The sequence below is a fragment of the Sphingomonas sp. Leaf32 genome (assembly GCF_001421765.1).
GTDB lineage: Bacteria > Pseudomonadota > Alphaproteobacteria > Sphingomonadales > Sphingomonadaceae > Sphingomonas.
On the sequence record NZ_LMLA01000003.1, the window covers coordinates 81853 to 101628 of the forward strand.

The window sequence follows — 19776 nt, forward strand, 5'->3', positions numbered from 1 at the left end:
TGCCCGCTATGGCAAGGCGCGGCCCCATCCGGGGTTTTCGCCCCGTTCCTCCACAACACCGAAAGGTTTGGCTACACATGGTGAAGCCGGAATGGGGTACGAAGCGTACCTGCCCGAAATGCGCGACGCGCTTCTACGACCTTGGCAATGACGAGCCGGTCACCTGCATCAATTGCGGCGTGCACTGGAACCCGGAGCCGATCCTGAAGTCGAAGCAGCCCCTGCCGTTCGAGCAGGTCAAGGTCAGCGAGAAGGCCGAGAAGGACACCGATCTCGACGCCGATCTGGACATCGAGGGCGACGACGAGCCGTCGGCGGACGACGATGTCGACCTGGGCGGCGACGACGACCTGGGTGTCGATACGTCCGACGAGGACAACGAAGCCGAGCGTTGATTTTTTGGCGCGGCGGCCACAAAAGCCGCTTGCCAAACCAGCGCCCTCCGCATAGAGGGCGCTCCTCCCCAACGGGGAAGCGGGGCCGCCGACCAGCGGCGGCTTCGATAAAATGGACGGGGCCGTAGCTCAGCTGGGAGAGCGCTGCAATGGCATTGCAGAGGTCAGGGGTTCGATCCCCCTCGGCTCCACCATTTCCAAGAACCCCGCAGCGATGCGGGGTTTTTTGTTGTCCATCGCGCCGGGCGTTGCGACCGCGTTGCGAAAGCGACCCGATTTTTCCGTGATTAAACCAGTATATCGTGCGGCGTCGCGATAGCGGCTAGCTGAACGCCCCTATGACTGGGGGCCGTGACCTGCGCTTTCGTTCGCGATTGCTTGCATTTTCCGAACTGACCGATGCCGACCGACGGGCGATCGACGCACTGCTCGATCAGCGCCAGCGCGTCATCGCGCCGCGTCGCGACGTGGTGGCGGAGGGCGAGGTGCCGCGATTCGCGCATTTCGTGCTGGAGGGGTGGGGCTGTCACTATCGGCAATTGTCCGATGGGCGGCGGCTGATGCTGTCGCTGCTGCTGCCGGGCGACCTGTTCGATCCGCATCCGCAGGCGGTGGTGCGGACCGACCATGCGGTCGGCACGATCACGGCGATGACCGTGGCCGAGGTCGCGCCCGACGCGCTGGACGCGCTCGGCCGCGAGCATCGCGCCATCGCCCGTGCGCTGTGGTGGAACAGCCATGTCGTGATGGGCACGCAGCGCGAATGGATCGCCAGCCTGGGCCTGCGCAGCGCGCGCGAGCGAATCGCGCTGCTGTTCTGCGAAGTCTATTTCCGGTTGCGGACAATCGGGCGGTGCACCGGGGCGACGTGCGAATTTCCGCTGACGCAGGCGGATCTGGCCGAAGCGACCGGCCTGACCCCGGTGCACGTCAACCGCATGGTACAGGAATTGCGGCGCGACGGGCTGATCGAATGGGGCGGGCGGACGCTGACCATTCTCGATCTCGACCGGTTGTGCGCGGTGGCGTCGTTCACCCCGGCCTATCTGCATCTCGACCGGGCGGTACCGGTCGGCTGACACGGGCGTCCCGCAATCGGACAATTGCCTGCGTTTGAGGCAGGCGACGAAATAGTAAAGAATGCGTTAACGGGGGCATGATGAAGCCGAACGCCCCCCGCCCGCGTCACCCGTTCCGCGCCACGCTGCCGCGCCTGACCGCCGTGCCCGTGCGCAGCGAAGATAGCGACTTGAAGCTGTTCACCGTCAGCTTCACGGCCTTCTTCATCTGCTTCTACACGTTCTTCCTATAGGACCTCAGGCCGGGCAGCCTTCGTCGCAGGCGCGGTGCAGCCGCCATGCGAGCCACGCAGATATGAGGCACATGCCCGCGACGATCAGCAGCATGTCGGTCGGACCCAGCCCGGCCTTGGTCAGCAGGATCACGCTGACCGCGCCGACCGTCATCGACGCGCAGTTGACGACGTTGTTCGCCGCCACCGTTCGCGCGGTCTGGTCCTTGGTCACGGTCGTCGTCAGGAACGCATAGAGCGGCACGACGAACATGCCGCCGAAGATCGCGATCAGCGCCAGCGTGGCCAGCAGCAGCAGCGATTGCGGATGGGTGACGAAGTCGAGCGCGCCATAGAGCGTGCCGCCCGGCGCGGGCGTCCATGCCCTTGCCTCGAACGCGAAGGCCAGCACGCACACCGCCATCGCGATGACCGACGCGGGCGAATAGCGCGCCGAAATCTTGCCCTTCAGCAGCGCGTTGATGATGACCGATCCGATCGCGACCCCGATCGAAAAGATCGCGATGGTGAGCGAGGCGACCTGCTGGTCGGCGGTCAGGACGTTCTTCACCAGCACCGGGAAGATCACGATCAGCACCGATCCGATCGTCCAGAAGAAGCTGATGGCGATGATCGCGAGGAACAGGCGGCGAATGTGCATCGTCGCCGCGATCAGGTGCCAGGACGAGGTGAAGGGGTTGAAGTTGATGACCAGTTCGGGGCCGCTGCGTGGTGCCGGCGGCACCTGTCGCCCGGTGAACCAGCCGATGATCGCGACGACCACCACCAGTCCGGCGGCCCATTCGACGCTGATCCAGCCAGCGACGATGGTGCCGGTCAGCACCGACAGATACGTTGCCGCCTCGATCAGGCCGGTACCGCCCAGCACCTGATGATCCTCCAGATGTTGCGGCAGGATCGCGTATTTGATCGGCCCGAAAAAGGTCGAATGGACGCCGAGCAAGACGACGGCGCTCAGCATCATCACCACGCCGGTCGTGACATAGCCCGTCCGCGCGACCAGCATCCCGGCCGCGCCATAGATCATGATGCCGATTTCGGCGGTCTTCACGATGCGGATGATCCGCGCCTTGTCATGCGTATCGGCCAGTTGTCCCGACAGCGCGGAGAGCAAAACGAAGGGTAGAATCGCAAGGCCGGTGGCGAGCGCATTGAAATTCTGTTCGCTCGCCGGGTCCTTGAACAGTTGATAGGTCGCGAACAATACCATCGCGTGCTTGAACAGATTGTCGTTGAACGCGCCCAGAAACTGGGTGACGAACAGCGGCAGGAAACGGCGCTGCTTCAGCAACCCCAGCGCATTATTCATTCCGGGTACGACCTGATCTACGTGCCTGTCGGCTTGGTTGGTTCGGGTGTAGCCAGCACGTCCGCCCGCTTCAACGCCGTTTTGCCGCTTTCGCCCGCCCCGCCGGGGATGCTAAGCGCAGCATCGTGCTGACGCTTCCCAACATATTGACGTTGTCGCGAATCCTGGCGGTGCCGCTGCTGGTCGCGTTCCTGTGGTGGCCGATGTGGGAGGCGGGCTATGCGATCGCCTTCGCGCTCTACTGCCTGATGGGGATCACCGACTATTTCGACGGCTATCTGGCGCGGGCGCAGGGCACGGTGTCGAAGCTGGGCGTGTTCCTCGATCCCATCGCCGACAAGATCATGGTGGCCGCGGTCATCCTGATGCTGGTCGGCACGCGGCACGACGTCGCGATCATTACCGGCATCCACCTGATCGCCGCGCTCGTCATCCTGCTGCGCGAGATCGCGGTGTCGGGGCTGCGCGAGTTCCTGGCGGGGATCCAGGTGTCCTTGCCGGTGTCGCAGCTCGCCAAGTGGAAGACGACGCTGCAGCTGGTCGCGTTCGGCGCGTTGATCCTTGCGGGCGCGGTGCCAAATTACGCGTTCGTGCACGTCACCGGGCTGGTGTGCCTGTGGGGCGCGGCGGTGCTGACCGCGATCACCGGCTGGGACTATCTGCGCATCGGCCTGAAGCACATGGACACGTAATGGCGATCGAGCTGCTGTATTTCGCCTGGGTGCGGGAGGCGATCGGGCAGGCGAGTGAGCGCGTCGATCCGCCGGCCGGGGTCGCGACCGTCGCCGATCTGGTCGACTGGCTCGGTGCGCGAGGCGGCGGCTATGCGACCGCGTTCGCCGACCGGCAGCGGCTGCGCGCGGCGGTCGATCAGGCGTTCGTGCCGCTCGATACGCCGCTGGCCGGCGCGCGCGAGGTGGCGATCTTTCCCCCTGTGACCGGCGGATGATCCGCGTTGTCGTGCAGGACGCGCCGATCGACCTGGCGGCCGAGTTCGCTGCGGCCGAGGTGGCCGATGCGGGGGCGGTGGCGACCTTCACCGGGCTGGTGCGCGGCGACGACGGCGTCACCGAACTGGCGTTGGAGCATTATCCGGGTGCCACCGAACGCGCGCTGGAGGCGCTGTGCGAAGAGGCGGTCGGGCGCTGGACGCTGGCGAAGGCGGTGATCGTCCACCGGGTCGGGCCGATGGTGCCGGGCGACCGGGTGGTGTTCGTCGCCACGACCGCGCGCCATCGCGGGGCGGCGCTGGAGGCGTGTGCGTTCCTGATCGACCGGCTGAAGACCGGCGCGCCGTTCTGGAAGCGGGAACGTCGGGGTGCTGATGCGAGGTGGGTCGAGGCGCGGGCGAGCGACGATGTTGCGGCGGCGCGGTGGGGAGGCGGGGCGTAGCGTTTGGGGCCGGTCCTTCGATACGCCCTTTCGACTTCGCTCAATGGCTACTCAGGACGAACGGGTTTCCTGTGCTTCCCCGTAAGGCTTCCGGCCCATCCCCATTCTCATCCGTTCGGTTCGAGTAGCGATCGAGCGTAGTCGAGAGCGCGTATCGAGAACGCGGTTCCGCTGGACCTGACCTGCTGAGGTTTCGCCTGCTGCACGCGTTCTCGACGAGCGTTGGGTCGGATTGTCCCCCGAACAATCCTGGACCATGCGGGGCATGGTCCACCCAACACTCTTCTCGACAACCTCGAAGCTGCTCGAACCGAACGGAGTGGGCGGGGAAGGGAGTGGCCCCAAACGAAAACCGGGCGGGATCGCTCCCGCCCGGTTTCGTAGGTCAACCGTAAACCCGGATCAGCCGAGCTTGGGGGCCAGCACGCCGTTAACGACATGAACGATGCCGTTAGACTGTTCGACATCATATTGCGTGACATAGCTCTTGCCGCCGCCGACATCGGTCAGCACCAGCGCGCCGTTTTCCAGTGTCGCCTTGAGCGGCTGGCCCTCGACGGTGGTCAGCGTGGCGGTGCCGCCGCCAGCTTCGACCTGCGACTTGAGCGCCGCCGCGTCGAGCTTGCCGGCCACGACGTGATAGGTCAGCAGCTTGGAGAGCGACGCCTTCTGCTCGGGCTTCAGCAACTGGTCGAGCGTGCCGGGGGCGAGACGGCCGAATGCTTCGTTGGTCGGCGCGAACACGGTGAACGGACCCGGTCCCGACAGCGTCGCTGTCAGGTCGGCGGCCTGCACCGCCTTGACCAGCGTGGTCAGGTTGCTCGCCTTCGACGCATTGGCGACGATGGTCGCGGTCGGCAGCATCGGCGCGCCACCGACGATGACCGGTGCCTTGGCGGTGGCGTTTGCATCGGCCTGTACGCCGGCGGTCACGCCGCCCACGGGGGTTCGTACGGTGGCGGTGGTGCCGGTCTGCACGCCGGTCTGCGCGGTCGGAGCCGTCGTGGTCTGGGCATGGGCGGCGGCGGTCAGCGACAGGGTGAGCGCGGCGGCGGAAATCGTTGCGCGAATCATCGGTTTTCTCCGGTGGTTGCGATAGGAACACATCCGATGCCGGGAGCGGCATCGACCGGGGAAATACGGTTTTCCGGGGCAAAGGGTTCCCGGCTCGCCCGAACGGTCAGGTCCGGTGCGCGGCAAGTACCTCTGCCAGCAGCCGAAAATCCCGCTCCCGCGGAGAGGCCCGCCGCCATACCAATGCGATGCGACGCGACGCGTTCTGCGCCTCGATCGGTCGCGCGGTGACGCCGGTATTGTCGAGGATGCCGGCATCGATCGCCATTTGCGGCAGCATCGTCGTGCCCAGCCCGTTGTCGACCATCTGGACGATCGTGTGCAGCGACGTGCCCATCATCATCGCCTGCCCCCGCGCCTCCGGCTGTTCGCACGCGCGCAGGGCATGGTCCTTCAGGCAATGGCCGTCTTCGAGCAGCAGCAGCCGTTCGGCATCGATGTCGTCGGCGACCATCGGCGTCGTATCGGCAACGGCATCGTTGCCCGGTACCGCCAGGAACAGCCGGTCGTCGAACAGCGGCGCGGTCTCCACCTCGCCACAGGCATAGGGCAGCGCCAGCAGCACGCAATCGGTGCGGCCATGGTGCAGCCCCTCGCACGCCGCCGCGCTCGGTTCCTCGCGCAGATACAGCTTCAGCTCGGGATAGTCGCGGCGCAGGCGGGGGAGGAGCTGCGGCAACAGGAACGGGGCGATGGTCGGGATGACGCTCATCCGCATCTCGCCCGACAGCGGCCGCCCGGCGGCGCGGGCCATGTCGGTCAGTTCCTCCGCCTCGCGCAGCACGGTCCGCGCCTTGGCGACGATGCTGTCGCCGAGCGGGGTGAAGCGCACCACGCGGCGGGTGCGCTCGACCAGTACGACGCCGATCAGCGTCTCCAGTTCGCGTATCCCGGCCGACAGGGTCGATTGGGTGACGAACGACGCCTCCGCCGCCCGACCGAAATGACCGGCATCGCGTAGCGCGACGAGATATTGGAGCTGTTTCAGCGTGGGCAGGTACACCGACATGCTGCCTACTTATTCACTCGATCGATCAATCCCAAGGGCAAATTCGATTGGATCGGTGCGGACCGTACCCTATATCGCGGTGCAGCAATTCACGGTGCGCATCGCACCATTTGAAAGGGCATTCCATGCTGACCGTTGGCGACAAGCTCCCCGAATTCACCGTTCCCGTGCAGCAGGGCACGAGCGCCCTTCCGGCCGGTGAGACGCTCAGCCACGACGCGTTCCCGGGCAAGTGGAAGGTGCTGTTCTACTGGCCGAAGGACTTCACCTTCGTGTGCCCCACCGAGATCGTCGGTTATAGCGAGCTGAAGGACGACTTCGCCGATCGCGACGCCGTGCTGATCGGTGCGTCGACCGACACCGCGCACGTCCATCTGGCGTGGCGCAAGTCGGACCCAGATCTGGCCGCCGCCGATTTCCCGTGGATCGCCGACAATGGCGCGGTGCTGGCCAATGCGCTCGGCATCCTCGACAAGAACGAGCATGTCGCGTTCCGCGCGACCTTCATCATCGATCCGGACAATGTGATCCAGGCGGTGCAGGTCAACGGCCTGAACGTCGGCCGCAACCCGGCGGAGACGCTGCGCGTGCTCGACGCGCTGCAGACCGACGAGCTGTGCCCGTGCAACTGGAACAAGGGCGACGACGTCCTTCAGGTCGCGGCGTAATCTTATCCGGGCGGGGCATTCGTCCCGCCCGCCACTTTCCGGCACCCCAGCGCGGATTCGGGCGTCCTGCCCGGTCGGCTGGGGTGTCGTGTATCTGACGGAGATTGAACCTATGTCGCTCAAGGAATTTGCGGGCGCTCTGCCCGATTTCGCCAAGGACATCCGCCTGAACGTCGGCTCGCTGCTGAACGAAACCGTGCTGGACCCGCAGAAGAAGTTCGGCACGATGCTGGCCTGCGCGCACGCCACCGGCCACAAGCCGCTGGTCGAGGCGGCCGAGGCGGAAGTCGCCGACAAGCTGTCGCCCGAGGCGGCCAATGCGGCGCGCGCGGCGGCGGCGGTGATGGCGATGAACAACGTCTATTACCGCTTCGTCCACCTCGCGAAGAACAAGGAATATGGCAATCTGCCGGCCAAGCTGCGGATGAACGTCATCGCCGCGCCGGGGATCGAGAAGGTCGATTTCGAACTGTTCAGCCTGGCGGTGTCGGCGATGAACGGCTGCGGCATGTGCATCGATGCGCATGAGGACGTGCTGAAGAAGCACGGCGTGAAGGCCGAGGTCATTCAGGGCGCGGTGCGGATCGGCGCGGTGCTGGCGGCGGTCGCTACCGTTCACGCGGCGGTGGCGTAACCGGACACTGCCGTAGAAGGAAGGGATATTGGTTCGCGCGGAGGCGCGGAGGCGCGGAGAGGGGGCGGTCGTGGAAACCGATCGCGTAGCGATCCGCCTTTTCGTTCGCTGCGACGAGCGCAGGAAACCCGCTGTCGCGGGACGATCGTACGCCACAACCTCTCTGCGCCTCCGCGCCTCCGCGCGAACCAATCTCTCTTTTCTTCTTCTGCTACGACAGCGCCCGGTAGACGCTGTACAGGCTGGTCGCGGTCAGCACGATGCCGACGAGGATCAGCAACGTGCGTGCCGGGATATGCTTGGCGAACATCGCCCCGAACGGCGCGGCGACGATGCCGCCGATCAGCAGCCCGGCGACGGCGGTGGTGAACGCCTCCAGCCCGAGATGGATCAGGAACGTCGCCGAGATGCTGACGGTCAGGAAGAATTCGACCGTGTTTACCGTGCCGATCGTCGTGCGCGGGGTGGCGCCCTGCACCAGCAGGTTGGAGGTCACGACTGGTCCCCAGCCGCCACCGCCCGCCGCGTCGAGGAATCCCCCGACCAGCCCGAGCGGGGCGATGACCTTCGGCTCCTTCGGTTCCGGCGGCTTCCGCAGGCCGCGCCACAACAGGTACAGGCCGATGCCCGCCAGATAGGTCATCACGAACGGCCGCGTCACCGACGCGTCGAGCGACGACAGCAGATACGCGCCCGTAACGCCGCCGGCGACACCCGGCAGCAACAGTCGCCAGAACAGCTTCCAGTTCACGTTCCGGTGCAGCACATGGCTGATCCCCGACACGCCGGTGGTAAAGCATTCGACGACATGCACGCTGGCCGATGCCGTCGCGGGCGGCACGCCCAGCACGCTCACCAGCAGGGTCGACGAAATTACCCCGAACGCCATGCCCAACGCCCCATCGACGATCTGGGCGGCAAATCCGGCGGCTACGAACTCGGCCAGACGCACCCAGTCGATATTCTCGAACATCCCATTCCCTTCGATATGGCGCAGCGGCGGTCAGTGATGGCGGCAAACGACAATGCCTACAAGATACATAGGGTTTGTTGCGCCTACAGTACGACTTGGCGATGGGGGGCAGGCCGCCTACATCACAGGTCGAGACAAAGGGGACTGCCCATGGTTGCGCGGCTGTTGCGCTATCTGGATTCGATCAAGGCGCGCGATCCCGCGCCCCGGTCGCGCGCCGAAATCCTGACCTATCCCGGCGTATGGGCGGTCGCGTTCCATAAGGTGTCGCACCGGCTGTTCCGCGCGCGGTGGTATTTCGCGGCGCGGGCGGTCAACCATTTCTCGCGCTTCCTGACCGCGATCGACATCCATCCGGGCGCGACGATCGGCCGACATTTCTTCATCGACCATGGCTTCGTCGTGATCGGCGAGACGGCCGAGATCGGCGACGGCGTGACCATCTATCAGAATGTGACGCTGGGCGGGACCAGCCCCGACAACGGCATCGCGGGCAAGCGGCATCCGACGATCAGCGATGGCGCGATCATCGGGTCGGGCGCGCAGGTGCTGGGGCCGATCACCATCGGCGTGCGCGCACGCGTCGGCGCCAATGCGGTGGTGACGAAGGACGTGCCGGAGGGAACGACGGTCGTCGGCATCCCGGCGCGCCCGACGGTGGTCGAGGGCGGGCAGGCGGCCGATCCGCGCTTCGTCCCCTACGGCACGCCATGCCGCGACAATTTCGATCCCCAGACGCAGCGGGTCGAACTGCTGCGGTGCGAGGTGGAAACGCTCAAGCGGCAGCTCGACGCGCTGCTCGCCGAGCAACAGGACCATCGCGATCGCGCCTGATGGGAATCGTCACTCCTTTTCCCCAACAGCGCCAGCCGGGACAGGTCGGCTTCGACCGCGCCGAACTGACCCGCATCCTCGACCTTTATGGCCGGATGGTCGCCGCCGGGCATTGGCGCGACTATGCGATCGATCTGGGGCGCGATGCGGCGGTGTTCAGCGCATTCCGCCGTGCCGCCGAACGGCCGGAGTTCCGTATCGAGAAGCGCCCCGCCTTGCGCAACAAGCAGGGCATGTGGGCACTGGTGGGCGAGGCCGGTGCGATCGTGAAGCGGGGTGCTGAGCTGGGGCCGGTGCTGGCGCCGGTCGAACGTCGGCTGATGAAGCTGGTCGAGGAGTGATCTTTCGTCGCCCCAGCGCAGGCTGGGGCATCGTGCGGCGAGGTGCGCGCGCCGTTACAGGAAGATCCCAGCCTGCGCTGGGATGACGTTCGCGGCGAGGGGAGGACACAAAAAAACGGCCCCGGTTGCCCGGAGCCGCAAGGTTCGCTTCGTAAGGAAATGGATTCAGGCCATCGCCACCGGCGGCAGGCGTTCGCCGATGCCGCCCAGCAGCCCAACCACCGTACGGCGCATCGGTTGCCAGAAAACCGACAGGGTGAGCAGCGCGGACCCGATGACGAAGGCGGTGAACGCCGCCGACAGCTCGACTGCGCCCGCCTTCTCGAACAGGGCGTAGAGCGCGTAGAGGACATAGGCGAGGCTGGACACCAGCAGCGCGCGGCGATCGACCGCCAGCGCCACCACGCCGAACACCACGTAGAGCGCGATCACCACCGCCGCCATCGGTGGGGTCACGCTCGGCCCGAACACGCCGAGCAGCTGGAACAGCGAATGCGCGATCAGCGGTGCGGCGACGAGGTGCAGCCAGAAGGCGACGTCGCTGCGGCGCGTGCGCCGGTCGCGGTCGGACAGGTCCCAGCGCATCGCGGCGGCGAACACCGCGACCCCGCCCAGCAGCGTCACCGGGTAGACATTGTCCTTGAGCGCCGGAAAGGCGGCGACCAGCAACGCGGCCACGGTCGCGACCAGTGCCGCTGCCCCCGCCGCGACCGTGATCGGCACCATGAACCGCCGCCAGTGCAACCATGCCGCGCCGGCCGAGACGACGCCGATGCCGGCGAAGATCATCGCGGTCGTGCGATCGGGCAGGTTCTGCGGATCGAGTTCGACGACGACCCCGACCAGCGTCGCGGCGACCCCGCCGACAAAGGCGAGCAGCAGCAGGATGCTGGGCAGCGCCATGCGACGGCGCGCGGTGAAATATTCGGCAAGGAACCACGCCGCGCCGGCCACGCCCAGCCCACCGAGTGGGGTCAGGATCGTGCCGCCGATCCACGCGAGCGACACCAGCAGCAATGCGAGTGCGACCGAGACGAAAATGTCGTTGAACCCGGTCAGCAGGCGGAAATGCTCCTCGTCCACCACCGGGGTCGCGCGTTGCCGCGCGATATGCGTCCGCAGCGCATCGGCGGCGTCGCGCGACAGTGCCCCCGCCTCCACCGCGCCGTTCAGATCGCTTTCGCTATACATGCCATTACCTCCCTGTATTGGTTGAGTATGACACGTGTGTATTGGCTATGCAATACACATCGGCAGAGCACCTGCCACGGATCGCCACCCCGCCCGAAATTTGCGGTTCGGGATCGGTGGCGGCCACGATAGCATCGCCCGATGAAGACCGCCGCCGACGTCATCAACATGCTCCGGAACGATCCGCTGCGCTGGCATCTACTCGGGATCGTCCGCGACATCGATCTGCCCGATGGCTGGATCGGCGCGGGCTTCGTCCGGAACGCGGTGTGGGATCGCCTGCACGGTCGTGCGCCGTCCGCTCCGGCAGGAGACGTCGACGTGATATGGTACGACCCGTGTTGCAACGATGCGATGGTCGATCGGCAGCACGAAGCCGCGCTGCGCGCCACGGCACCGGATGTTGCATGGTCGGTTAAGAACCAGGCAAGAATGCACCGTCGCAATGGCGACGCGCCCTATGCGTCGGCGACGGAGGCGATGCGATATTGGCCGGAAACCGCGACCGCGGTGGCCGTGCGTAGAGTCGGCACCGACGATGCCGAGCTGGCCGCTCCGCTGGGACTGGCGGACCTGCTGCACCTGATCCTGCGGCCCGGACCGCGCTTCCACGCGAGCAAGCGCGCCGCCTATGCCGACCGGGTGCAATCGAAGGGATGGCTGACGGCATGGCCGTCGTTGCGCGAGGCGGAGCGATCGGCTGGACCATGCCCATGAAAAAGGCGCCCCGCCGGATGGGCGGGGCGCCGTTATCTGCCCGCAGGCCGGAGGGTCTTAGCGACCGCCCGGATTACGGCAGCCGTCCTTCAGCGTGCGCGTGCACACCGGGTAGCTTTCCTTCGCCGGCGGCGGCGGGGTCACCTGCGGCGGGGCGAACTGGATCTGGCCGGCGGCCGGTGCGCCTGCCATCGGGGCGGGCGGGGCCGGGGGGGCCATCGGCGCGGGGGCAGCGGTGGTCGCTGCCGGATCGGCCGGGGCTGCCGGCGCATCGGGGGCCGGCGGCGGGGTCATGTTGTCGGCCGGCGGCGTCGGCGCGGTCGTCGTACCCGGCTGCATGGTGGCATCGGCCGGCGGCGTCGTCGGCGGGGTGGTCTGTGCGACGGCGGCGCTGCCCATCAGCAGGGCAGCCATGAAAGCGACAGTCTTCATCGGAAAACTCCTTTTCGACTTGTTTCGTTTAGGCTGCGAACCAAACGTGCAAGCACGAAAAGGTTTCCGACGAAGTTTTCAGCCCGCCGCGTCCAGAGCATATCCTGCCGACCGTACGGTCCGGATAATATCGGGCCGGTCGCCGACATTGATGGCCTTTCGCAGCCGCCGGATATGTACGTCGACGGTACGCGATTCGATGTCCGAATCATGGCCCCACACTGCGTCGAGCAGCCGTTCGCGCGAGAAAACCCAACCGGGATGTTCGAGGAAGTGTTTGAGAAGACGGAATTCCGTCGGTCCGAGCGGCACGACTTCGCCCCCACGCCGGACGCGGTGACCCACCGTGTCCATCTCGATATCGGCGTAGGTCAGCGCCTCGCCCGCCAGCGCCGGACGCACGCGGCGCAGCACCGCATTGACGCGCGCGACCAGTTCGCGCGGCGAAAACGGCTTGGTGACATAATCGTCCGCCCCGGTTTCGAGGCCACGGACCCGGTCCTCTTCCTCGCCGCGCGCAGTCAGCATGATGATCGGGACATTCTGCGTCTCCGCCTGCCGGCGCAACTGGCGGCAGACCTCGATCCCCGACAGCCCTTCGACCATCCAGTCGAGCAGCACGATGTCGGGCGTCGCCTCGCGCGCGAGGAGCAGCGCCTCCTCGCCCTCGTGCGTGCGGACGACCTCGAAATCCTCGCGCTGGAAATGGAAGGCGATCAGTTCGGCCAGCGCCGCGTCGTCTTCCAGCAGCAACATGCGTGCCTTGCTCATGATTATCCTGCGAAATCCTGGGTTTCACGCTCGGCCATCGTCTGGCCAGTGGCGGCGAAATAGACCATTTCCGCGACATTGGTCGCATGGTCGCCGATCCGTTCCAGATTCTTGGCCACGAACAACAGATGCGCAACCTGGCTGATCGTCTTGGGATTTTCGACCATATAGGTCACCAGTACGCGGAAGATGCTGTTGTAATAATCGTCGAGCGCATTGTCGCGCTTGCAGATCTCGACCGCCGCCTGCGCATCGCGCGCCGAAAAGGCGTTGAGCACGTCGTGAACCATGTCGGAGGCGAGCTGCGCCATGGCGGGCAGGATGCTGAGCGGTTCGATGCGCGGATCGTGGGTTTCGCCATGGATCGACGACACGCGCTTGGCGATGTTCTTGGCATAGTCGCCGATGCGTTCGATTACCGCCGCGATCTTGAGCGCCGCCACCACCTCGCGCAGGTCGTCGGCCATCGGCGCGCGCAGCGCGATGACGCGGACGACCAGCTTTTCGACCTCCGCCTCGATCGCGTCGATTGCCTTGTCCTTCGCGCGGACCTGCTTGGCGAGCGCCGGGTCGTTGCGCGACAGCGCCAGCATCGCGTCGTGGATCGCCTGTTCGGCAAGGCCGCCCATCTGCGAAATCAGCGCGCGCAGATGGCCTATGTCGCGATCGAACGCCTTGACCGTGTGTTCGTGGCCCGTCGCCATGTCCGTCCCCTCAGCCATATCGGCCCGTAATATAGTCTTTTGTGCGCTCCTGGCGGGGGTTGGTAAAGATGTCCGAGGTCCGTCCATATTCGACCAACGTGCCGAGGTGGAAGAAGGCGGTCCGCTGCGACACGCGCGCCGCCTGCTGCATGTTGTGCGTCACGATCGCGATGGCATAGCGGCCGCGCAATTCGTGGATCAGCTCCTCGATCTTGGCCGTCGCGATCGGGTCGAGCGCGCTGCACGGCTCGTCCATCAGGATCACTTCGGGGTCGACCGCAATCGCGCGGGCGATGCACAGCCGCTGCTGCTGTCCGCCCGACAATGCGGTGCCGCTGTCGGTCAGGCGGTCCTTGACCTCGTTCCACAGGCCCGCGCGGGTCAGCGAGCGTTCGACGATGCCGTCCATGTCGCCCTTTGATCCTGCCAGCCCGTGGATGCGTGGGCCATAGGCGACGTTCTCGTAGATCGATTTGGGGAAGGGGTTCGGCTTCTGGAACACCATGCCGACGCGCGCGCGCAACTGCACCACGTCCATCGCGGGCGAATAAATGTCCTCGCCATCCAGCCGGATGTCGCCGGTGACGCGGGCCGACGACACGGTGTCGTTCATCCGGTTCATCGTGCGCAGGAAGGTCGACTTGCCGCAGCCCGACGGGCCGATAAAGGCAGTGACATGTTCCATGTCGATGTCGATCGACACGTCCTTGATCGCCTGTTTCTGGCCATAGAATACGTCGACGCCGCGCGCGGACAGCTTCGGCACGGCGGCGGGGAGATGGGTGTCGGTCATTACCAGCGGGTCTCGAAGCGATTGCGGAGATAGATGGCGAGCGCGTTCATCGCGAGGAGGAACGCCAGCAGCACGAGGATCGCCGCGCTGGTCTTTTCGATGAAGCCGCGGCTGACCTGATCGGACCACAGGAAGATCTGCACCGGCAGCACGGTCGCCGGGTCGGCAAAGCCCTGCGGCGGCTGGCTGATGAAGGCGCGCATCCCGATCATCAGCAACGGCGCGGTCTCGCCCAGCGCACGCGCCATGCCGATGATCGTGCCGGTCAGGATGCCGGGCAGGGCGAGCGGCAGGACATGGTGGAACACCACTTGCACCTTCGACGCGCCGATGCCCAAGGCCGCGTCGCGGATCGAGGGCGGCACCGCCTTGATCGCGTTGCGCGCGGCAATGACGATGACCGGCATAATCATGAGGGCCAGCGTCAGGCCGCCGACGATCGGCGCGGAGCGCGGCAGGTTGAGCGTGCCGAGGAACACCGCCAGGCCGAGCAGGCCGAAGATGATCGAGGGCACCGCCGCGAGGTTGTTGATCGATACCTCGATCAGATCGGTCCAGCGGTTCCGCGGGGCATATTCCTCTAGATACAACGCCGACAGCGTACCGACCGGAAAGGCGATCAGCAGCGTGACGAGCATCGTCATCAGCGAGCCTTTCAGCGCGCCCCAGATGCCGACCGCGGTCGGATCGGTCGAATCGGCCGATTGGAAGAAGTCGGTGTTGAACCCGGTGGAGATCGTGCCGGCCCGTTCGAGCCGGGCGACCAGCGCCTCGTCCGCCGGCTCGCCATCAGCCTTCGCTGCTTCCTCGATCCCCGGTGCGGCGGGGACGGGGATGCTGACCTTACGCGACAGGATCGACGGGTCGGCCTTGATCGCCTCGCGCACCGTCAGCCACGCGCTGTCGGAGATGACGCGATTGTCCTCGCCGAACGCGGCCGCCGCCGTGCCGTTGACGGTGTTTTCGAGACCGGCACCGGCCAGCGCCAGATCGGCGCCGCGCGTCTTCAGCTGCGCGCGGTCGACCTCCAGCCCGGCGGCGGGGAAGTCGATCGGCAGCGTGACCAACGTCCGCTGGAATCCGCCGATCCCGCTCATCAACATCGTGACGAGCAGGAAGGCGAGGAACCCGCCCGACAGGACGACGGCCGCCAGCCCGAAGAAGCGGAAGCGGCGTTCGGCGGCATAGCGGCGGCGGATGCGCTTCTGCATGACCCCCGTCTTCCAGTCGGTCGGCACGCGTTCCGGCACGTCGCGATCGATCGCGGGCGATCCGGCGACGTTGGCAGGACTATTCATAGGCTTCCCGATACCGTTTCACGACGCGCAGCGCGACGACGTTGAGGAGGAAGGTAATCACGAACAGCGTGAGGCCCAGCGCGAAGGCGGCGAGCGTCTTCGGGCTGTCGAACTCGGCCTCGCCGGTCAGCAGGTCGACGATCTGCTTGGTGACGGTGGTCGCGCTTTCGAACGGGTTGAGCGTGATCGACGCCGCACCCGAGGCGGCCATGACGACGATCATCGTCTCGCCGATCGCGCGGGAAACGGCGAGCAGCACGCCCGCGACGACGCCCGGCAGCGCAGCGGGCAGGAGCACTTTGGCGATCGTCTCGCTGGTGGTTGCCCCCATCGCGAGGCTGCCGTCGCGCATCGATTGCGGCACGGCCGCGATCGAATCGTCGGCCATCGAGGAGACGAACGGGATAATCATCACGCCCATCACCAGTCCGGCGGCAAGCGCGCTTTCCGAACTGGCGAACGGCATCCCCAGCATCACCGCGAGGTCGCGGATCGCCGGCCCGACGGTCAGCGCGGCGAAATAGCCATAGACGACGGTCGGCACGCCCGCGAGGATCTCGAGGATCGGCTTCATCCACTTGCGGACGGTCGGCCGGGCATATTGCGTCAGGTAGATCGCGCTCATCAGCCCGAACGGGATGGCGACGATCATCGCGATCACCGCGCCGATGAAGAAGGTGCCCCAGAACAGCGGCACCGCGCCCAGCGTCGCACCCGGATCGTTCGAGCGGATGACCTGCGGGCTCCAGTTGGTGCCGAACAGGAAATCGGTGACCGGCACGATGCGGAAGAAGCGCCAGCTTTCGATCACCAGCGACAGGAAGATGCCGAGCGTGGTCAGGATCGCGATCAGCGACGCGACCAGCAGCGCCAGCATCACCGCGCGTTCGACCTGCGTGCGCGCCCGGTAATCGGGGCGGATGCGGGTAAAGGCGAACGCACCGCCGGCAAAAGCGAGCAGGACGGCGAGCGTGGTGCCGATCCAGTCATAGCGGCTCTGCGCGGCGGCATAGGCCGGGGCCAGCACCTCGGCCTGCGGGTTGAACGCCCCATAGGCGTTGCCCAGCGCCAGCGAGCGCGCCTCGGCCAGGATCGCTGAGCGTTCGAAGCCGGGGCCGGGCAGTCCGGCGGCAGCGGGCGTCGACAGCACCGCGTCGCGCACCAAGGCAGGCGACACCGCGCTCCAGATGCTGAGGAACAGCAGCGCGGGCGCGGCGATCCAGATCGCCATGTGCCAGCCATGCTGGCTGGGTAGCGAATTGGGGCGATCGGCGGCGGTGGCGGGCTTGGCGAAGCGGGCGGCCCGCGCACGCGCGACCATCCAGCCGATCCCGCCAAGGCCCAGCATCATCAGGACGAGGGTCAGGCCGTGCATCAGTGCAGCCCTGCCGGGTTCATCGGGGTCTGGTCCTTGATCTCGGCGGTCGATTCGGCGCGGACGGCGGCGGGCGCGGCGATCATGCCCCGCCGGGTCAGCGGCCCGTCCGGGTCCCACGACTTCGCATACATGGTCAGGAAGTCGATCATGCCGGGCACGGGTTTGATGTGCGCTTTCTTGACATAGATGAACAGCGGCCGGGCGCCGGGATAGCTGCCATCGGCGATGCTGTCATAGGTCGGCACGATCCCGTCGATCGGCACGCCGTGCAGCCGCGACTTGTTTTCCTCCAGATAGGAATAGCCGAAGATGCCGATGGCGTTGGGGTTGGTCGACAGGTTCTGGACGATCAGATTGTCGTTCTCGCCCTTGTCGACATAGGCCGCGTCCTCGCGGATGCGGGTGCAGATGTCTTCGTACCGGTCCTTGTCGCTGGTCTTGATCGCTTTGACCTCGGGCATCGCCGCCTCGCAGGCCGGGACCATGATGAGTTCGACCAGCGCGTCGCGCGTGCCGCTGGTGGCGGGCGGACCGAAGAACTGGATGGGAATCGCGGGCAGTGCCGGGTTGATCTCGTTCCACATCCGCGCGGTGTTGGGCTTGCCCAGCGGATTGGCCGAGAGCGCCATGTAGACGTCGCGCTTGCTGAGTTTCAGCTTCGGCCCGTTGTTCGATTCGGCCAGCGCGACGCCATCGACGCCGACCTGCACCTCCATGATGTCCTTAACGCCGTGCGACGCGCAGGTCGCATATTCCGATTTCTTCAACCGGCGCGACGCGTCGAGGATGTCGGGATGCTGCGGGCCGATCCCGGCGCAGAACAGCGCCGCGCCCGCGCCGGTGCCGGTCGATTCGACCAAAGGCGCGCGCAGGTCGGGATTCGCATTGACCAGCATTTCGGCGACGGCGGTGGTGAAGGGATAGACGGTCGACGACCCGACGACGCGGATATGGTCGCGCGACGTCTGCGGCTCGCACGCAGTGAGCGCGAGGCCGAGGGCCAGGACGGACGCGATCCGGCGGGTCATGCGGTTCCAGTTTCCATCGGCGTATACGGTCATTCGCGACGCTCCGCCGTCCTGTGTTACCATGGCGTTACGGCTTTATGACACCGTGCAGGGGCAGCAGGACGGAAACCGTCGTGCCGTCGCCCACCACGCTGCCGATATCGAGCCGGCCGCGATGGCGTTCGACGATATGCTTGACGATGGCAAGGCCCAGACCGGTGCCGCCCAATGCGCGACTTCGCCCTGAATCCACCCGATAAAATCGTTCGGTCAGGCGCGGTAAATGCTCGATCGCCACCCCTTCGCCATGGTCGCGCACCACCAGCGCGCCCATCATGTCGCTGGGCGTCAGACTTATTTCGACCGGCGTTCCGGCGCGGCCATATTTCATCGCATTGCCCATGACGTTGTGCAGCAGCTGCGACAATTGCGCCCGGTCGCCGATCACGACCACGCCAGGCGCGACCGACAATAGGATGTCCGCGCCGCGCGTGGGGTTGGTCGCGGCCAGTTCGTCGCGCACCGCCGGCACCATCGCCGACAGGTCGACCATCTGGTCGGGCGGGCGGTATTTCTCCGCCTCGATCCGGCTCAAGGAAATCAGGTCGTCGATCAGCCGCTGCATCCGCCGCGCTTCGTCGTTCATGACCTTCAGGAAGCGTTCCCGCACGCCCGCGTCCTCGCCCGCTTCGTCACGCAGCGTTTCGATGAAGCCCAGCAGCGAGGCGAGCGGGGTGCGCAGTTCGTGACTGGCATTGGCGACGAAATCGACCCGCATCCGTTCGGTCGCGCGGTTGCCGGTGCGATCGACCAAATGCACCAATCGGCGATCATCGGCGAGCGGACGGATGCGCATTTCCCAGCTCTGGTCCCGCGCGCCAAGGCCGACCAACCCGACGGGTTCGCGGTCGTCGCGCGTGCCGAACAGCCGTTCGGCGGCGGCCGGGTGGCGGATGGCGAGGCGAACGTCGCCGCCGACGATATGCTGGCCGAGCAGCGCCAGCGCGGCGGGGTTCGCGGTCTCCACATGGCCGGCGGCGATGACGAGGATCGGTTCGTCGACCGCATCGATCACCGCCTGCGTCGCGTGGGCGACGTGCTGGCGCGCGGTATCGGTCGATTCGCTCGTCCCCCGTTCGGGTGGGTGCAGTCCGGCGACCAGCACGGCGGCGACCGCGCCTACAGCCACGACCGCACTGGCGTTGATCCCGGCGCCCAGCAGCAGCGCCAGCAGGGCGACACCGATCGCGATGACGAGCGCGAGGGGCAGGCGGGGGCCGAATTCGTCCATCGCCTCCGATTAGGGGCCAAAGCGGTCCGGAACAAGGACCGTGACCTAGGAAGGGCGTGGCTCATCGGGACAAATCGACATTCCCGCCCCCATCGTCACCCCGGATTGGTTCCTGGGTCCACGGCGCGGCAATCGATGCTTTTCGAGCTTCTATCGTCGGCGTTTGCGGCGTGGTGGCCCCCGGAACGAGTCCGGGGTGACACCGCTTGTGGTCGCAGCCGCCGGCAATGCCCCGCGATTGGACGGGTTAACC

At 66.4% G+C, this 19776-nt stretch carries 24 protein-coding genes and 1 tRNA gene; 12 read left to right on the plus strand and 13 right to left on the minus strand.

Going from position 1 to position 19776, the window contains the following annotated elements:
• Positions 1 to 77: 77 nt before the first annotated feature.
• The 4 genes from ASE83_RS06450 (at position 78) to ASE83_RS18785 (ending at position 1707) form a co-directional block, all read left to right on the plus strand.
• Positions 78 to 395: a TIGR02300 family protein gene (locus tag ASE83_RS06450; protein WP_055786330.1), complete on the plus strand. Its 318-nt coding sequence runs from the start codon at positions 78 to 80 to the stop codon at positions 393 to 395.
• 118 nt (positions 396 to 513) lie between these two features.
• Positions 514 to 589, plus strand: a tRNA-Ala gene (locus ASE83_RS06455).
• 180 nt (positions 590 to 769) lie between these two features.
• Positions 770 to 1474: a Crp/Fnr family transcriptional regulator gene (locus tag ASE83_RS06460; RefSeq protein ID WP_200931505.1), complete on the plus strand. Its 705-nt coding sequence runs from the start codon at positions 770 to 772 to the stop codon at positions 1472 to 1474.
• An 80-nt stretch (positions 1475 to 1554) separates the two neighbouring features.
• Positions 1555 to 1707 carry a hypothetical protein gene (locus ASE83_RS18785; protein WP_162237159.1) on the plus strand — a complete coding sequence of 51 codons (153 nt, stop codon included), beginning with the start codon at positions 1555 to 1557 and terminating at the stop codon, positions 1705 to 1707.
• Positions 1708 to 1711: 4 nt separating this feature from the next.
• Here ASE83_RS18785 and ASE83_RS06465 read toward each other — a convergent pair whose 3' ends face one another.
• The gene (locus ASE83_RS06465) at positions 1712 to 3016 is read right to left on the minus strand and encodes an MFS transporter (protein ID WP_055786327.1); all 1305 of its coding nucleotides are present in this window, start codon (positions 3014 to 3016) and stop codon (positions 1712 to 1714) included.
• Positions 3017 to 3141: 125 nt separating this feature from the next.
• On the opposite strand from ASE83_RS06465, the gene pgsA reads away from it, so the two are divergent.
• Genes pgsA through ASE83_RS06480 form a run of 3 tightly spaced genes read left to right on the plus strand, consistent with a single transcriptional unit; the run spans position 3142 to position 4408 of the window.
• Entirely contained in the window at positions 3142 to 3708 is a 567-nt protein-coding gene (gene pgsA, locus ASE83_RS06470; protein ID WP_055786324.1) for a CDP-diacylglycerol--glycerol-3-phosphate 3-phosphatidyltransferase, read from the plus strand.
• Positions 3708 to 3965: a molybdopterin converting factor subunit 1 gene (gene moaD, locus ASE83_RS06475; RefSeq protein ID WP_055786321.1), complete on the plus strand. Its 258-nt coding sequence runs from the start codon at positions 3708 to 3710 to the stop codon at positions 3963 to 3965. Before pgsA ends, moaD begins: the two co-directional genes overlap by 1 nt.
• Entirely contained in the window at positions 3962 to 4408 is a 447-nt protein-coding gene (locus ASE83_RS06480) for a molybdenum cofactor biosynthesis protein MoaE (RefSeq protein WP_055786317.1), read from the plus strand. Before moaD ends, ASE83_RS06480 begins: the two co-directional genes overlap by 4 nt.
• Positions 4409 to 4810: 402 nt before the next feature.
• On the opposite strand, the gene ASE83_RS06485 is transcribed toward ASE83_RS06480, so the two are convergent.
• Positions 4811 to 5482 carry a fasciclin domain-containing protein gene (locus ASE83_RS06485; protein ID WP_082443163.1) on the minus strand — a complete coding sequence of 224 codons (672 nt, stop codon included), beginning with the start codon at positions 5480 to 5482 and terminating at the stop codon, positions 4811 to 4813.
• Positions 5483 to 5588: 106 nt separating this feature from the next.
• Positions 5589 to 6491: a hydrogen peroxide-inducible genes activator gene (locus tag ASE83_RS06490; RefSeq protein ID WP_055786313.1), complete on the minus strand. Its 903-nt coding sequence runs from the start codon at positions 6489 to 6491 to the stop codon at positions 5589 to 5591.
• A 125-nt stretch (positions 6492 to 6616) separates the two neighbouring features.
• Here ASE83_RS06490 and ASE83_RS06495 point away from each other — a divergent pair, with 125 nt between their 5' ends.
• Positions 6617 to 7159 (plus strand): peroxiredoxin, encoded by a 543-nt coding sequence (locus ASE83_RS06495; RefSeq protein WP_055786310.1) that lies wholly within the window; start codon positions 6617 to 6619, stop codon positions 7157 to 7159.
• A gap of 112 nt (positions 7160 to 7271) precedes the next feature.
• Positions 7272 to 7793 carry a carboxymuconolactone decarboxylase family protein gene (locus tag ASE83_RS06500; RefSeq protein ID WP_055786307.1) on the plus strand — a complete coding sequence of 174 codons (522 nt, stop codon included), beginning with the start codon at positions 7272 to 7274 and terminating at the stop codon, positions 7791 to 7793.
• Positions 7794 to 8004: 211 nt separating this feature from the next.
• Here ASE83_RS06500 and ASE83_RS06505 read toward each other — a convergent pair whose 3' ends face one another.
• Positions 8005 to 8766, minus strand: coding sequence for a sulfite exporter TauE/SafE family protein (locus tag ASE83_RS06505; protein WP_055786304.1), 762 nt, complete (start codon positions 8764 to 8766; stop codon positions 8005 to 8007).
• A gap of 150 nt (positions 8767 to 8916) precedes the next feature.
• Between ASE83_RS06505 and epsC the strand changes: the two genes are divergently transcribed.
• On the plus strand, positions 8917 to 9600 hold the full coding sequence (gene epsC / locus ASE83_RS06510) for a serine O-acetyltransferase EpsC (protein ID WP_055786301.1): 684 nt from the start codon (positions 8917 to 8919) through the stop codon (positions 9598 to 9600).
• Complete coding sequence (locus tag ASE83_RS06515) at positions 9600 to 9941, plus strand: DUF2794 domain-containing protein (RefSeq protein WP_055786298.1); 342 nt, start codon at positions 9600 to 9602, stop codon at positions 9939 to 9941. Before epsC ends, ASE83_RS06515 begins: the two co-directional genes overlap by 1 nt.
• A 165-nt stretch (positions 9942 to 10106) precedes the next feature.
• Here ASE83_RS06515 and ASE83_RS06520 read toward each other — a convergent pair whose 3' ends face one another.
• On the minus strand, positions 10107 to 11132 hold the full coding sequence (locus tag ASE83_RS06520) for a hypothetical protein (protein ID WP_055786296.1): 1026 nt from the start codon (positions 11130 to 11132) through the stop codon (positions 10107 to 10109).
• A 141-nt stretch (positions 11133 to 11273) separates the two neighbouring features.
• On the opposite strand from ASE83_RS06520, the gene ASE83_RS06525 reads away from it, so the two are divergent.
• Positions 11274 to 11849 (plus strand): nucleotidyltransferase family protein, encoded by a 576-nt coding sequence (locus ASE83_RS06525; protein ID WP_055786293.1) that lies wholly within the window; start codon positions 11274 to 11276, stop codon positions 11847 to 11849.
• Between the two features lie 57 nt (positions 11850 to 11906).
• On the opposite strand, the gene ASE83_RS06530 is transcribed toward ASE83_RS06525, so the two are convergent.
• The 8 genes from ASE83_RS06530 to ASE83_RS06565 form a co-directional block, all read right to left on the minus strand.
• Positions 11907 to 12281, minus strand: coding sequence for a hypothetical protein (locus ASE83_RS06530; protein ID WP_055786288.1), 375 nt, complete (start codon positions 12279 to 12281; stop codon positions 11907 to 11909).
• 78 nt (positions 12282 to 12359) lie between these two features.
• Positions 12360 to 13052, minus strand: coding sequence for a phosphate regulon transcriptional regulator PhoB (phoB, locus tag ASE83_RS06535; RefSeq protein ID WP_055786285.1), 693 nt, complete (start codon positions 13050 to 13052; stop codon positions 12360 to 12362).
• A 2-nt stretch (positions 13053 to 13054) separates the two neighbouring features.
• Positions 13055 to 13756, minus strand: coding sequence for a phosphate signaling complex protein PhoU (phoU, locus tag ASE83_RS06540; RefSeq protein WP_055786282.1), 702 nt, complete (start codon positions 13754 to 13756; stop codon positions 13055 to 13057).
• Positions 13757 to 13766: 10 nt separating this feature from the next.
• Positions 13767 to 14549 carry a phosphate ABC transporter ATP-binding protein PstB gene (gene pstB / locus ASE83_RS06545; RefSeq protein ID WP_055786279.1) on the minus strand — a complete coding sequence of 261 codons (783 nt, stop codon included), beginning with the start codon at positions 14547 to 14549 and terminating at the stop codon, positions 13767 to 13769.
• Positions 14549 to 15760 carry a phosphate ABC transporter permease PstA gene (pstA, locus tag ASE83_RS06550; RefSeq protein ID WP_082443169.1) on the minus strand — a complete coding sequence of 404 codons (1212 nt, stop codon included), beginning with the start codon at positions 15758 to 15760 and terminating at the stop codon, positions 14549 to 14551. Before pstA ends, pstB begins: the two co-directional genes overlap by 1 nt.
• Positions 15761 to 15839: 79 nt before the next feature.
• Entirely contained in the window at positions 15840 to 17222 is a 1383-nt protein-coding gene (gene pstC / locus ASE83_RS06555) for a phosphate ABC transporter permease subunit PstC (RefSeq protein ID WP_055786274.1), read from the minus strand.
• Positions 17222 to 18286: a substrate-binding domain-containing protein gene (locus ASE83_RS06560; protein ID WP_055786271.1), complete on the minus strand. Its 1065-nt coding sequence runs from the start codon at positions 18284 to 18286 to the stop codon at positions 17222 to 17224. Before ASE83_RS06560 ends, pstC begins: the two co-directional genes overlap by 1 nt.
• A gap of 34 nt (positions 18287 to 18320) precedes the next feature.
• The gene (locus tag ASE83_RS06565) at positions 18321 to 19523 is read right to left on the minus strand and encodes an ATP-binding protein (RefSeq protein WP_055786267.1); all 1203 of its coding nucleotides are present in this window, start codon (positions 19521 to 19523) and stop codon (positions 18321 to 18323) included.
• Between the last annotated feature and the right edge of the window lie 253 nt (positions 19524 to 19776).

Coding starts and splice junctions, on each gene's coding strand:
- ASE83_RS06450 (WP_055786330.1), top strand. CDS start 78: ATGGTGAAGCCGGAATGGGGTACGAAGCGTACCTGCCCGAAATGCGCG.
- ASE83_RS18785 (WP_162237159.1), top strand. CDS start 1,555: ATGAAGCCGAACGCCCCCCGCCCGCGTCACCCGTTCCGCGCCACGCTG.
- ASE83_RS06465 (WP_055786327.1), bottom strand. CDS start 3,016: ATGAATAATGCGCTGGGGTTGCTGAAGCAGCGCCGTTTCCTGCCGCTG.
- moaD (WP_055786321.1), top strand. CDS start 3,708: ATGGCGATCGAGCTGCTGTATTTCGCCTGGGTGCGGGAGGCGATCGGG.
- ASE83_RS06480 (WP_055786317.1), top strand. CDS start 3,962: ATGATCCGCGTTGTCGTGCAGGACGCGCCGATCGACCTGGCGGCCGAG.
- ASE83_RS06485 (WP_082443163.1), bottom strand. CDS start 5,482: ATGATTCGCGCAACGATTTCCGCCGCCGCGCTCACCCTGTCGCTGACC.
- ASE83_RS06490 (WP_055786313.1), bottom strand. CDS start 6,491: ATGTCGGTGTACCTGCCCACGCTGAAACAGCTCCAATATCTCGTCGCG.
- ASE83_RS06495 (WP_055786310.1), top strand. CDS start 6,617: ATGCTGACCGTTGGCGACAAGCTCCCCGAATTCACCGTTCCCGTGCAG.
- ASE83_RS06500 (WP_055786307.1), top strand. CDS start 7,272: ATGTCGCTCAAGGAATTTGCGGGCGCTCTGCCCGATTTCGCCAAGGAC.
- ASE83_RS06505 (WP_055786304.1), bottom strand. CDS start 8,766: ATGTTCGAGAATATCGACTGGGTGCGTCTGGCCGAGTTCGTAGCCGCC.
- epsC (WP_055786301.1), top strand. CDS start 8,917: ATGGTTGCGCGGCTGTTGCGCTATCTGGATTCGATCAAGGCGCGCGAT.
- ASE83_RS06515 (WP_055786298.1), top strand. CDS start 9,600: ATGGGAATCGTCACTCCTTTTCCCCAACAGCGCCAGCCGGGACAGGTC.
- ASE83_RS06520 (WP_055786296.1), bottom strand. CDS start 11,132: ATGTATAGCGAAAGCGATCTGAACGGCGCGGTGGAGGCGGGGGCACTG.
- ASE83_RS06525 (WP_055786293.1), top strand. CDS start 11,274: ATGAAGACCGCCGCCGACGTCATCAACATGCTCCGGAACGATCCGCTG.
- ASE83_RS06530 (WP_055786288.1), bottom strand. CDS start 12,281: ATGAAGACTGTCGCTTTCATGGCTGCCCTGCTGATGGGCAGCGCCGCC.
- phoB (WP_055786285.1), bottom strand. CDS start 13,052: ATGAGCAAGGCACGCATGTTGCTGCTGGAAGACGACGCGGCGCTGGCC.
- phoU (WP_055786282.1), bottom strand. CDS start 13,756: ATGGCGACGGGCCACGAACACACGGTCAAGGCGTTCGATCGCGACATA.
- pstB (WP_055786279.1), bottom strand. CDS start 14,549: ATGACCGACACCCATCTCCCCGCCGCCGTGCCGAAGCTGTCCGCGCGC.
- pstA (WP_082443169.1), bottom strand. CDS start 15,760: ATGCAGAAGCGCATCCGCCGCCGCTATGCCGCCGAACGCCGCTTCCGC.
- pstC (WP_055786274.1), bottom strand. CDS start 17,222: ATGCACGGCCTGACCCTCGTCCTGATGATGCTGGGCCTTGGCGGGATC.
- ASE83_RS06560 (WP_055786271.1), bottom strand. CDS start 18,286: ATGACCGTATACGCCGATGGAAACTGGAACCGCATGACCCGCCGGATC.
- ASE83_RS06565 (WP_055786267.1), bottom strand. CDS start 19,523: ATGGACGAATTCGGCCCCCGCCTGCCCCTCGCGCTCGTCATCGCGATC.